Origin of the sequence: Actinomyces procaprae, from assembly GCF_004798665.1 — a bacterium.
Classification (GTDB): Bacteria; Actinomycetota; Actinomycetes; order Actinomycetales; family Actinomycetaceae; genus Actinomyces; species Actinomyces procaprae.
Map to the genome: position 1 here is coordinate 1,722,347 of NZ_CP039292.1, position 12,163 is coordinate 1,734,509.

A 12,163-nucleotide genomic window follows, 5' to 3' on the forward strand; every position below is an offset into this window, starting at 1 on the left:
GCTGACAAATCGACCCGGCGCCATGTGGCGAAGCTCGCCCGGACCGAGTGCCCGGCGAGCGGCCATCCGAGGCGAAGTTGTTTGCACGGTTCCCGTACGGGGGCGTCAATCCGTGGCACAGTTGAGCCCATGCACAGTCGCCCGACCCCCTCCGCGGACTCACCGGAACAAGCAGCAATACAGCCTGACGCCGTCCCCTCGGAGGCGCAGCCCGCGCAAGCGGCGCAGCCCGCGCAAGCGGCGCAGCCCGCGCAAGCGGCACAGCCCGCGCAGGAGGCACAGCCCGCGGAGGAACCTGAGGACCCGGAGCGGTCCATCTGGCCGGGGCGGCCCTACCCGCTGGGAGCCAACTACGACGGCTCCGGCACGAACTTCGCGCTTTACTCCTCGGCGGCGCAGGCCGTAGACCTGTGCCTGTTCGACGACGCCGGCCGGGAGACCCGCATCCCACTGACGGAGGAGGACGCCGACGTTTGGCACGCCTACCTGCCGTCCGTGCAGCCAGGCCAGCACTACGGCTATCGAGTGCACGGCCCCTACGACCCGGCGGCCGGCCACCGGTGCGACTCCTCCAAGCTTCTCCTGGATCCCTACGCGAAGGCGATCTCCGGCCAGGTGACCGGGTCCCGCGCGCTCTACTCCTACGACGTCGACGATCCGTCGGTCCGCAACCAGGAGGATTCCGCGTCGGCCACCATGCGCTCGGTGGTGGTCTCCCCGTACTTCGACTGGGGCCATGACCGTCCGCCCGGCCACGAGTACCACAACACGATCATCTACGAGGCGCACGTCAAGGGCATGACCCAGCTCAACGAGCGCATCCCGGAGCACCTGCGCGGCACCTATGCGGGCCTGGCGGAGCCGGCCGTGATCGAGCACCTCAAGGACCTGGGCATCACCGCCATCGAGCTGATGCCGGTGCACCAGTTCGTCAATGACACCTTCCTGCAGGACAAGGGGCTGTCGAACTACTGGGGATACAACACCATCGGCTACTTCGCCCCGCACAACGCCTACGCCGCCCACGGCGCCGACGGCCAGCAGGTCCAGGAGTTCAAGACCATGGTCAAGGCCTTCCATGAGGCCGATATCGAGGTACTCCTGGACGTGGTCTACAACCACACGGCGGAGGGCAATCACCTGGGGCCGACCCTGTCCTTCCGCGGCATCGACAACGCCGCCTACTACCGGCTGGTGGACGGCGACCAGGCCCACTACTTCGACACCACCGGCACCGGGAACTCCCTGCTGATGCGCTCCCCCGCGGTCCTCCAGCTGATCATGGACTCCCTGCGCTACTGGGTGACGGAGATGCACGTGGACGGATTCCGCTTCGACCTGGCCTCCACCCTGGCCCGGCAGTTCCACGAGGTCGACAAGCTGTCCGCGTTCTTCGACATCATCCACCAGGACCCGATCCTGTCCCGGGTCAAGCTCATCGCTGAACCGTGGGACGTCGGCGAGGGCGGCTACAACGTGGGCGAGTTCCCCGCCCTGTGGAGCGAGTGGAACGGCAAGTACCGGGACACGGTGCGCGACTTCTGGCGAGGAGAGCCGTCCACCCTGGGCGAGTTCGCCGCCCGGATCACCGGCTCCTCCGATCTGTATCAGCGCTCCGGCCGCACCCCCGTGTCCAGCATCAACTTCGTCACCGCCCATGACGGCTTCACCCTGCACGACCTGGTCTCTTACAACCACAAGCACAATGAGGCCAACGGTGAGGGCGGCGCCGACGGCGCCTCCGACAACCGCTCATGGAACTGCGGCGCCGAGGGCCCCACGGATGACCCCGAGGTGCTGGCGCTGCGGGGCAGGCAGGTACGCAACTTCATCGCCACGATGATGTTCAGCCAGGGCGTGCCCATGCTCTGCCACGGCGACGAGATGGGCCGCACCCAGGGGGGCAACAACAACGGCTACTGCCAGGACAATGAGATCACCTGGCTCAACTGGGACCTGACTGAGGAGCAGGAGGATCTGCTCGCCTTCACCCGCAACATGATTCGCCTGCGTCGGGACCATCCGGTGCTGCGCCGACGGCGCTTCTTCACCGGTGAGGCCGGCCACGGCGGCGAGTCCGAGCTCGGCGAGATCGAGTGGCTCAGCCCCTCCGGTGCCCGCATGACCGATGAGGACTGGGACACGTGGTACGCCCGTGCGATCACGGTCTTCCTTAACGGCGATGCGATTCACGAGCCGGACGAGCGCGGGCAGCGCATCACGGATGACTCCTTCCTGGCCTTGTTCAACGCCTCCAGTGAGGACATTGTGTTCACCCTGCCCGGCCCGGATCACTCGCCGCGGTGGCGCACGGTACTCGACACGGCACCGACGGCCGCGCCGCGCCCGGAGCAGGTCTCGACCGGCTCAGGTGAGGAGTCCGCAGCCGGTCAGCAGGTGACCGTGGAGGCGCACTCCATGCTGTTCCTCATCTCCGTCCCTGCGCCTGAGCCGGTGGAGGTGCCGCAGCCTCGCGAGATACCGAGGACCGTCGTCGCGCAGGCGCCTGTCAGCGCCGCCACCGAGCCGACGAGCGACAACTCCGAGCCGACCGCCGCCGAGCCTGCCGCCTCGACGGAGCGGATGACCACGTCACCGGAGCCGGCACCGGAATCGGAATCAGCACCGGAATCTGAATCGACGCCGGCAGCAGGAGGATCCGAATGACCGCCCCCGCCTCGAACCACCACCTGCCCTCACCTGACCGCCGCACCCCGGTGACCACCTACCGACTGCAGCTGGGTGAGGCCCTGACCTTCGACGACGTGCGGGAACTACTTCCCTACCTGCGCGAGCTCGGCGTAACCGACCTGTACCTCTCCCCCATCCTCGCCGCCAGCCCTGGCTCCACCCACGGCTACGACGTCGTCGACCACACCCATATCAGTGCAGTGATGGGCGGTCGGGAGGGCCTGGAGCGCCTGGCCCGGGACGCTCACGCAGCCGGACTGGGCATAGTGGTGGACATCGTTCCCAACCACATGTCGGTACCGACGCCGATCTGGCACAACCCGCCCCTGTGGTCGGTGCTGCGCGACGGCCCGGCATCGCCGTACGCCGCCTGGTTCGATGCTCCCCGCGGCGAGAAGCTGCTGCTGCCGGTGCTCGGGCAGCGCATCGGCAAGGTGCTTTCCGACGGTGAGCTCACCGTGGAGCGCATTAGCATTCCCACCGAGCCCGAGCGCGACGAGCAGTGGGTGCTGCGCTACTACGACCAGGTGTTCCCACTCGCCGTCGGCACGCACGACCTGCCGCTTCCGGAGCTTCTGCGCCGTCAGCACTATCGGCTCGCCTACTGGCGAGTCGGCGATGAGGAGCTCAACTACCGGCGCTTCTTCGACATCGCCACGCTGGCGGCCGTGCGCGTGGAGGACCCGGAGGTGTTCGCCGGCTCCCACGCGCTCATCCTCGAGCTGCTTGAGGCAGGCACGATTGACGCGTTGCGCGTGGACCACCCCGATGGCCTGGCCGACCCGGAGGGATACTTGAACCGGTTGTCACAGGCGACCGGCGGCGCCTGGATCGCGGCCGAGAAGATCCTCGCCCCCGACGAACTGCTGCCACCGAGCTGGCGCGCAGCCGGGACGACCGGATATGACGCCGCCTGGCGCATCGACCAGTTGCAGGTCGACCCCGCCGGAGCCCGCAACCTGGGGGCGCTGATGCGGGAGCTGACCGGGAACGTACCGATCGACTACACCCGTGTATCCAGTGACGCCAAGCGGGAGATCATCTCCGGCTCACTGGCCTCGGAGGTCAACCGCCTGGTGGAGCTGCTGCACACGATCACCTCCCGGGACCTGTATCTGTCCGACCACACCTTCCGGGACTTGCGGGCCTGCGTCGTGGAGCTGCTGGTGGCGGCCGACCGCTACCGCGCCTACGTGGTTCCTGGAAGGCAGGCCGAGGAGGAGCAGGCCCGTGTCCTGCGGGAGACCGCCGACCGTGCCCGCACCCGCCTGTCCCCGGACCAGTTCCCGACGCTCGACTTGGTGGTGGCAATACTGCTGGGCGAGCAGGTCGGTGCAGGCGAGCCCTCCGACACGCCCGAGCGGGCCGAGATCATCACCCGATTCCAGCAGGTGTGCGGCGCCGTCACCGCCAAGGGTGTGGAGGACACCACCTTCTACCGGTGGACGCACCTGACCAGCCTGACCGAGGTCGGCGGGGACCCCGCGGGCTTCGCCCTGCCCGCGGATGAGGCGCACGCCTGGGCACAGCGCGTGCAGCACGCCTGGCCCGCCACCATGGTCACCTCCACCACACACGACACGAAGCGGAGCGAGGACGTACGCGCACGCATCGACGTGCTCGCCTCATACAGTGCCGAGTGGGCGGAGGTCGTCCACCGGCTGCGCGACCTGACTGCGGATGCGCGACCCGCCGACCTGGACGGGTGCACGGAGAACCTGTTGTGGCAGACGCTGTGGGGAACCTGGGCTCCCACCTCGGGTGACCCGATCGACGGCGAACGGCTGGGGGCGTACCTGATCAAGGCCGCCCGCGAGCAGAAGTCTTGGACAACGTGGACGGCGCCGGACGCCGAGCGCGAGGGCCAGCTGGCCGAGTACGCGAGCGCCCTGCTGAACCGGGCGGACGTGGCCGAGGAGATGAACGACTTCGCCGCACTGACCTCCAGGGCCGTGCGTGACACGATTCTAGCGAACAAGGCGATGACCCTGACCTGGCTCGGGGTCGCCGACGTCTACCAGGGCAGCGAGGTGACCCGCACCAGCCTCGTGGACCCGGACAACCGACGCCCGGTGCGCTACTCGGGGGAAACCGGACTGGGTGCCGCCCTGAAGCGGGACTCGCAGGCGCCTGCCGGTGCCGAGCTGACGGTGGACGAGGCCAAGCTGCGGCTCACCGCCCGGCTGTGCCGACTGCGCGCGGACAGGCCGGAGACCTTCGTCGGTGCGCGCTCGGGCTACTTGCCGCTGCCGACAACCACCGCCTGCGCCTTCGCCTACGCCCGCCTGCTTGATGACGAGGCCGACGTCGTTGTGGTGGTGCGACGCCTGGGCCGCCGCCTCGAGCGGCTTGGCGGCTGGGGCAGTCACACGATCGTGCTGCCACGGGGGACCTGGACCGATGTGCTCACCGGGGACGACGTCGTCGGCGGCACCAGGCTGCTTGCCGACGTCGTCGGGGACGAGGCCGTGACCATTCTCGCCCGTCCACGCGCCGCCCGGTCCTGAGCGCCGGGCGGGCGCGGCGCGGCCCGGGCGTGCCGACGCCAAGCCCTGCCCGGCCGGGTCCTGCGGCTACTCGTTACCGTCGGCAGTCGCTTCGTCGGCGCCGTCACGGCCGCCGCGCAGGGAGCCAAGGCGCTCACGCAGCCGGGCGGTGCCCGAATGCACCCGGTGCTTGAACGTCAGGGCACTCACCAGGGAGCCGTACACCCGCGGCCGCACCGGCACATCCCAGGGGCCGGGAATGGCCACGGTCCCGTCGGGCGTGAACTTGCCCTTGAAGGAGCCGACGCCGTTCAGCTCGGGTGTCCGCTCGGAGCCGGCACCCATCAGGTCCCAGGTTCGCACGCCGCGCTCACGCAGCCAGCAGCCCTCCTTGTACAGCAGTGCATCGGCGGCACGTCCCCGCCGCCCCTCCGCGGTCGAGGCGGCGTAGTAGCGTCCGGCGCCGTCGCCCCACACCGTGTCAATGCTCCAGGCCAGCGCTTCGCCGCCACCACGGCGCGCCACGTACAGCCGGCAGTGGTCCGGCCCGAGGGTGCGCAGCATGGTGCGGTAGGTCTCCTCAGGAGCGGCATGGAATCCGTCCCGGTCGCCCGTCTCCAGGAGGATCTGGTACAGCTCCCCGAAGACCTCCTCAGCCTTGTCCGTCTCATCGTGGTAGGTGAGCTCGGTGTTGCGCAGCGCCTTGCGCACGTCACGGCGTCCGCGGGGCTTGAAGGAGGCCAGGAAGGCCTCGTCGTCGGCGCGGTCCACATCCAGGATGACGGTGTGGTCGTAGGCCATGGTCTGTAGCAGCTCACGCAGCCCGGGGTCGGGGTGAGTGAAGTGCAGCCGGACGAATACGATCGCCGGGTCGTGGAACCGCACTCCCTCAACCAGCAGTTCCCGCAGTTCCGCCTCCTCGGCGGCGGTCGGCTCCGCGCCCAGCCACACCGGGGCGTGCCGCGCCCACAGATAGGGGAAACCGCGTACATCCATGCGTGTCAGCGCGATCAGGGCTCGCGGAGTGCCGTCGGCGGTCTCGTACACGAGCCGTCCCCACGGCTCCCGTCCGTCCATCGCAGCATCGAAGGCGTCCCAGGCTGAGGTCTGCTCGATCGGCAGCGTGGTGGCGGCGTCCTCTGCGATGCGGCGGAAGGTCTCCCAGTCGATGCGCCGCATGGAGCCGCGGGATGCGAGCGGGCTGGCGTTCTCAGGCAAGGTCATGGAGTCGATTCCTGTCCTGTCTTCATAGCTGGTGTGGTCTCGCCGCCGCGAGCGAAGCCCGTCGGCCGGTCTCACGATAGACCACGAGTCCAGGCTACGGGGCGGTTGCATTGGTGAGACGTGTCGGCGCGCGGGATCGGCGTGGCAACATGTGCGGTGCATATCCGCCGGTAGCCTGAAGCAGTGCCAGACATTCCTCGCGTGCAGCCTCGTGAACCGGCTGCGCCCACTATGCCGGAGCGCTTCCGCACTGCCCTGGAGTCGCTGCGCATCCCGGCCCGGCCACGCGGCCTGATCCTTCAGGAGGTCCCAGCGCCGGCGCGGCTGGCCCCCTACGCTGCGGCCTTGACGGCGGAGACCGTGCAGACGGAGGCGGGCACACCGATCGCATCCGGTCGCTTCGTGGTGCTGCACGACCCCGCGACGCAGGCCGCCTGGGACGGTGACTTCCGTCTGGTTGTCATGGTGCGCGCGCGAGTGGACGAGGAGATCGGCACCGACCCGCTGCTCGGTTCCGCGGCCTGGTCCTGGCTCACCGATGCGCTCGACCATGCGGGTGCCGGCAGGCACGCCCTGGTGGGCACAGTGACCCGGGTGCTGTCAGACACCTTCGGCGGCCTGGAACTGACGGATGCCTGCGCCCATGTGGAGATTCGTTCCTCCTGGACGCCGTCAACACCAGATCTGTCCCCGCATCTTCTGGCCTGGTACGAGCTCATTCACCTCACCGCCGGGAACGAGCCGGAGAGCGCTGTGCCCCTGGGCCTGGCGGGGGCATCCCGGTGACCGGCCGCTCCACGCCAGTGCCGGTGAGGGTGCCCGGCACGACCGACTCCCCCGTTCCTGACGACGCCGTAGTCGCCTATCGGCGTCCGGCGGAGGGGCTTCCCCCGGTGACCGACACGCCGGCGGCGTTGGCGCATGCGGCCGCTGCACTGGCTGCGGGCACCGGGCCGATTGCGGTGGATGCCGAGCGCGCCTCCGGATTCCGGTATGGGCAGGACGCCTACCTGGTGCAGCTGCGCCGACAGGGCGCGGGAACAGTACTGATCGATCCGCTCGGCGCAGGAGACATGTCCGCCCTCGCCTCCGTCCTCGACGGGCCGGAGTGGGTGCTGCACGCCGCAGACCAGGACCTGCCCTGCCTGGCGGCGCTCGGGCTCAGGGCCTCCTCCTTGTTCGACACCGAGTTGGCGGCGCGACTGCTCGGACGTGCACACGTGGGGCTGGGCGCCGTAATTGAGGAGACGCTGGGCCTACGTCTGGCAAAGGACCATGCGGCCGCCGACTGGTCGACCCGGCCGCTTCCGGAGTCCTGGCTGACCTATGCGGCGCTCGACGTCGAGCTGCTCCTCCCCCTGCGCGCGGCACTCGCCCAGGAGCTCGAAGCCTCCGGCAAGGCCGAATGGGCGGCGCAGGAGTTCGAACACGAGCGCGTCCGCCCCCAGCGGCCGCCCCGGGTTGATCCCTGGCGGCGCACGCCGCGTTCAGGCCGAGCCGTTCGCACACCCCGGTCGCTCGCCGTGTTGCGCGAGCTGTGGACCGCGCGGGAGGAACTTGCACGGGAGCTGGACGTGACTCCCTCGAAGGTCCTGCCCCATCGTGCGCTGGTGGCGGCCGCCGTCGCCCAGCCGTCGTCGCGACGGCGCCTGGCATCCATCCGAGAGTTCTCCTCACGCTCTGCGCGCCAGCACCAGGAGCTGTGGTGGCGGGCGGTGGAGCGCGCGCTGTCGCTGCCCGAGGATCAGCTTCCGCCACTGCATGCACCACTGGCTCCCGGTGAGCTGCCGCAGCCGCGGTCGTGGGCCCGGCATCATCCCGAGTCCGCCGCGGTGTTGGAGCGGGTGCGCGGCACCGTCCGTGCGCGCGCCGAGGAGCTGCGGGTGCCCCACGAGCTTCTGCTGGGCACAGATGCGCAGCGACACCTCTCCTGGGATGTCGGAGAGGCGTTGGCCTTGGGCGAGCACGTCGACGTGTCCGTGGCCGCAGTGTCCGCGCGCCTGGAGGCCTTGGGCGCCCGGCCCTGGCAGGTGGAGCAGGCGGCGGGCCCCCTGTCGGCGGCCCTGTCCTGAGCTCCTGCCCCACGATCCCGACCGCCTGCCACACGCACATGGCAGGCGATCCGTGATCGCGTTGGGCACGCCCGAGCCGCACACACGTTCCGCCGGATGACCCCAGTTTTGAGGCGCTTTGCGTTTGAGGGTGTGGATGAAGCCGGGAGTCGGCTCGCCAGCATGCTGTGCGCTGACCTCGTCGACTACGCCGGTTCGGTGTTTACTACTCCGGTTAGGTGTCTGCTGAAGAGTTCTGAGCCCTCCAGCAGAGGTCGAACAGGCGTAGCAGAGGCCGAAGGGGCGTACCCAACGGAGCCTGTCAAGGTTTCTGTGTAAGCGGGTTGTTGTTACAGGTAGGGGCGGATTCGTTCGGGGTAGGCGGCGGCGAGCTGGGCGAGGGCTTGTTTCCAGTTGGTGGTGACTTGTCCTTCGACCATGCGGCCCTTGGCCTTGCGTTTGCTGGCGGGTAGGTTCTTCTCCTTGTCCCGTTCTCTGGCGCGCTTGTCCTCGATGTTGCAGATGGCCAGCCACAACAGCTCCCGCGGCGGCCTCGTCGGAGGGGAACTGGCCCCGGTTCTTGGACACCTTGCGCAGCTGGTAGTTCAGCGACTCGATGGAGTTGGTTGTGTAGATGACCCGGCGCAGCATCGGCCGGAGTACGCCAGGAACGGCGTGAAACGCTCCCAGGCCCTCTCCCAGGTCGCCACCGCCTCGGGATACTTGCTGCTCCACTGGTCGGCGAAGTCGGCCAGGGCCTCCAGGGCGGCCTCCTCGTTGGGGGCGGTGTAGACGGGCTTGAGAGCTTTAGCAGGCCTGCTTGCGGTCCCCATAGGCCACGAACCGCATCGAGGCGCGTATCAGGTGCACGACGCAGGTCTGGACCAGGGAGTTGGGCCAGGTCGCCTCGATCGCCTCGGGCAGGCCGGTCAGTCCGTCGCAGCACACGATCAGCACGTCCCTGAGGCCCCTGTTGGCCAGCTGCGCGCACACGTGCGCCCAGAAGGAGGCACCCTCCTCGCCCCTGGACCCAGATGCCCAGCACGTGCAAGATAGCCGTCCATATCGACCCCTACGGCGATGTGGGCTGACCTGGTGGTCACGCGGTGGTCGGCACGGACCTTGATGCGGATGGCATCGAGGTAGATGACCGGGTAGAACTCCTCCAGGGGTCGGTTCTGCCACTCCATGACCGCATCGCACACCGCGTCGGTGACCTGTGTTGATCGCCCCCGGCCGACAGCACCCGCCCCCAGGGTGGTCTCCAGGTGGTGGCGGATCTCCCGCACCGTCATACCGCCCGCGTACAGGCTCACAATCATCGAGTCCAGGCCGTCCATGCGCCGCTGGCCCTTACGCACCAGGCGGGGCGTAAACGAGCCGGCCCGGTCCCGGGGGACCACGGGTCTCGAAGGAGCCCACCTCCGAGTCGATCGTCTTGGTCGTGGTGCCATTACGGGCGTTACCGCGGGCGGCCTTGGCCGGCTCGCCCTTCTCGTAGCCCAGGTGATCGGTCAGCTCCGCCTGCAGGCCCCGCTCCAGCGCCTCCTTCAACAGCGCCGGCAGCAGACCGTCAGCACCAGTGAGCTCCACCTTGCCGGACCCGGGCCTGCTCAAACAGGTCATCCAACGCACCAGAGGCGGCCAGCTCCTGGGCCACACCACTACCAGTTGGAGCAGTCTCCCACGGGGCGGTCTTCTCCTTATCAGTCACACTCATCAGGGTCAGTCCTCTCAATCAGGGCTTACACAGACCATTGAACACGCCCACCCAACGACTACCCCTGGTCTCGATCCCAGCTCGCTCTACGTCCGTGACGCCGCCCCGAGGACGTCCCCGCCGCCTGCGACGTCGTCGTCAGCCCGAAAACGTCCGCACAAGCCCCACACCGACCCCGCCCGGACGCCCGAACACGACCACCCGCGAGCCCGAACCACCACACCCCGCAATCGCGAAGAGCCTATAACCCGTGGTGGGCGCGGCCACCACACTCGCCGGGGCCGCCAGGTCCGGTTGCGTGAGTGCTCGAGTGGCGGTGCGCGGTCAGGTGTCTGTGTGCGTCGTCGTCGAGCCCTCCAGTTGGACCCCTGTCCCGCCGTTGGACCCCTGCGCCCCCGTTGGACCCCTGTCCCGCCGTTGGACCCCTGCACCCCCGTTGGACCGCCGTAGCCGCCGTTTACAGCGGTCCAACGGGGCGGAAGCGGTCCAACGGGAAATAAGCGGTCCAACGGGGCGGAAGCGGTCCAACGGGAAGTAAGCGGTCCAACCAGGGCGGCGCAGGACCCAAGCGCACTGGACAACCGCCGAGGCATCAGACCCAAGCCCGAAGCAGGCCGCCGGGCGCGCAAGGGCTGGGACAGCCACCCGACCGGCACACCCGCACCGCACACTCGCGCCGACAACGCGAACAAGAAGGCCGGCCGAGCCCAGAATCGGGCTCGGCCGGCGCATCGGCGGGATCAGTCAATGGCGGGATCAGTCAATGCACATTAGTCGTCGCGCATCAGTCAGTGAACCGTGAATCCGTGTGCGCGGAAGATCTCACGGGTCGACTCAACCAGCTCCGGCTCTGGCGGGCGGGTGTCCCTGAGCCGGTACTCCAGCTTGAGAGCGTCCCACTTGTCGGTGCCCATCTGGTGGAATGGCAGCACCTCCACGCGGGAGACCACCGGCCGCCACCGTTCAACAATCCGAGCCACGTTCTCAACGTTCTCAGGATCATCGGTCAGGTCTGGGACCAGGACGAAGCGCGCCCAGGTCTCAATACCCCTCTCGGCGAGCCGGTCCCCGAAGGCGATGGTCGGAGCCAGCTCCCGGCCGGTGACTCGCTTATAAGTCTCCTCATCCCCGCTCTTCACATCGAGCAACACCAAATCGATGTTGTCCAGCATCTCGTCCGAGGCGTTGGCCCCGAGATAACCGGAGGTGTCGATGCAGGTATGGATGCCCATGGCCTTCGCCCCGGACAGGATCCGGTCGGCGAAGGCGGGCTGCATGAGGACCTCACCGCCTGACAGGGTTATACCGCCCCCGGTCGCCTTGAAGACATTCCGGTAGCGCCTGATCCGACGCAGAATCTCATCGACCTCGACCGGCTCCCCGTCACGCATCAGGAACGTGTCCGGGTTATGGCAGTACAGGCAGCGCAGCGGGCAGCCGTTGAGAAAAATCGTCATGCGTGTCCCGGGTCCATCGACCGCAGTCACCAGCTCCCAAGAGTGAATCGACCCAAGGGTGCCCTCACGCATGCGCGCCAGGCGCTCTGAACGCTCAAGGTCGGTGAGTTCCTCGAGCGCACCGATTCCGGCCCCGCGCAGACGGGCGGCCGGGGCCAGAAAGTCCTGGTCCCGGCCGCCCGCCTGTTCCGGGGTGATGGTCTCAGCCATCTGAGTCCTTCACCCGCTGCGGCTCAGGCGCCGGCGTGGAAGGTGCGGTTGAGCACGTCCAGCTGCTGCTCGCGGGTCAGCTTGACGAAGTTGACGGCGTAGCCGGAGACGCGAACCGTCAGGTTGGGGTAGTTCTCCGGGTGCTCCATGGCGTCCTCAAGGGTGGAGCGGTCCAGCACGTTGATGTTGGCGTGGTACAGACCCTTGACCCCGCCGTTGTCGTCACGCTGAGCCTTCATGGACTCCAGGCGCTCCTCATATGTGGCCATAGCAGGCCCCTTTCTGATGTGTGAGTGAAATGTGTATTCGGATGGTCTGGTGGCC

General features: G+C 68.4%; 7 protein-coding genes and 1 pseudogene. 4 read left to right on the top strand and 4 right to left on the bottom strand.

The window, feature by feature from the left end; all coding sequences use genetic code 11:
• Window positions 1–129: 129 nt before the first annotated feature.
• Both glgX and treY read left to right on the top strand, forming a co-directional pair.
• A complete protein-coding gene (glgX, locus tag E4J16_RS06905) occupies window positions 130–2,667 on the top strand; it encodes a glycogen debranching protein GlgX (RefSeq protein WP_240038341.1) in 2,538 nt (845 codons plus the stop codon).
• On the top strand, window positions 2,664–5,198 hold the full coding sequence (gene treY, locus E4J16_RS06910; RefSeq protein ID WP_136313612.1) for a malto-oligosyltrehalose synthase: 2,535 nt from the start codon (window positions 2,664–2,666) through the stop codon (window positions 5,196–5,198). The genes glgX and treY overlap by 4 nt, the downstream gene beginning before the upstream one ends.
• 66 nt (window positions 5,199–5,264) lie before the next feature.
• Here treY and E4J16_RS06915 read toward each other — a convergent pair whose 3' ends face one another.
• On the bottom strand, window positions 5,265–6,401 hold the full coding sequence (locus E4J16_RS06915; protein ID WP_136194412.1) for a lipid II:glycine glycyltransferase FemX: 1,137 nt from the start codon (window positions 6,399–6,401) through the stop codon (window positions 5,265–5,267).
• A gap of 231 nt (window positions 6,402–6,632) precedes the next feature.
• Between E4J16_RS06915 and E4J16_RS06920 the strand changes: the two genes are divergently transcribed.
• Together E4J16_RS06920 and E4J16_RS06925 are read left to right on the top strand one after the other, a co-directional pair.
• Window positions 6,633–7,187 (top strand): DUF3000 domain-containing protein, encoded by a 555-nt coding sequence (locus E4J16_RS06920; RefSeq protein ID WP_136194434.1) that lies wholly within the window; start codon window positions 6,633–6,635, stop codon window positions 7,185–7,187.
• 29 nt (window positions 7,188–7,216) lie between these two features.
• The gene (locus E4J16_RS06925; protein WP_136313613.1) at window positions 7,217–8,473 is read left to right on the top strand and encodes an HRDC domain-containing protein; all 1,257 of its coding nucleotides are present in this window, start codon (window positions 7,217–7,219) and stop codon (window positions 8,471–8,473) included.
• Between the two features lie 329 nt (window positions 8,474–8,802).
• On the opposite strand, the pseudogene E4J16_RS06930 reads toward E4J16_RS06925, so the two are convergent.
• The 3 genes and pseudogenes from E4J16_RS06930 to grcA2 form a co-directional block, all read right to left on the bottom strand.
• Window positions 8,803–10,172, bottom strand: a pseudogene (locus E4J16_RS06930) (IS256 family transposase).
• A gap of 788 nt (window positions 10,173–10,960) precedes the next feature.
• Window positions 10,961–11,839, bottom strand: coding sequence for a pyruvate formate-lyase-activating protein (pflA, locus tag E4J16_RS06935; RefSeq protein ID WP_136194410.1), 879 nt, complete (start codon window positions 11,837–11,839; stop codon window positions 10,961–10,963).
• A gap of 23 nt (window positions 11,840–11,862) precedes the next feature.
• A complete protein-coding gene (gene grcA2 / locus E4J16_RS06940) occupies window positions 11,863–12,108 on the bottom strand; it encodes an autonomous glycyl radical cofactor GrcA2 (protein ID WP_136194409.1) in 246 nt (81 codons plus the stop codon).
• Window positions 12,109–12,163 lie beyond the last annotated feature (55 nt).

What these genes read in the sequence shown, in the direction of transcription:
- glgX (WP_240038341.1), top strand. Translation starts at nt 130, where the DNA reads ATGCACAGTCGCCCGACCCCCTCCGCGGACTCACCGGAACAAGCAGCA.
- treY (WP_136313612.1), top strand. Translation starts at nt 2,664, where the DNA reads ATGACCGCCCCCGCCTCGAACCACCACCTGCCCTCACCTGACCGCCGC.
- E4J16_RS06915 (WP_136194412.1), bottom strand. Translation starts at nt 6,401, where the DNA reads ATGACCTTGCCTGAGAACGCCAGCCCGCTCGCATCCCGCGGCTCCATG.
- E4J16_RS06920 (WP_136194434.1), top strand. Translation starts at nt 6,633, where the DNA reads ATGCCGGAGCGCTTCCGCACTGCCCTGGAGTCGCTGCGCATCCCGGCC.
- pflA (WP_136194410.1), bottom strand. Translation starts at nt 11,839, where the DNA reads ATGGCTGAGACCATCACCCCGGAACAGGCGGGCGGCCGGGACCAGGAC.
- grcA2 (WP_136194409.1), bottom strand. Translation starts at nt 12,108, where the DNA reads ATGGCCACATATGAGGAGCGCCTGGAGTCCATGAAGGCTCAGCGTGAC.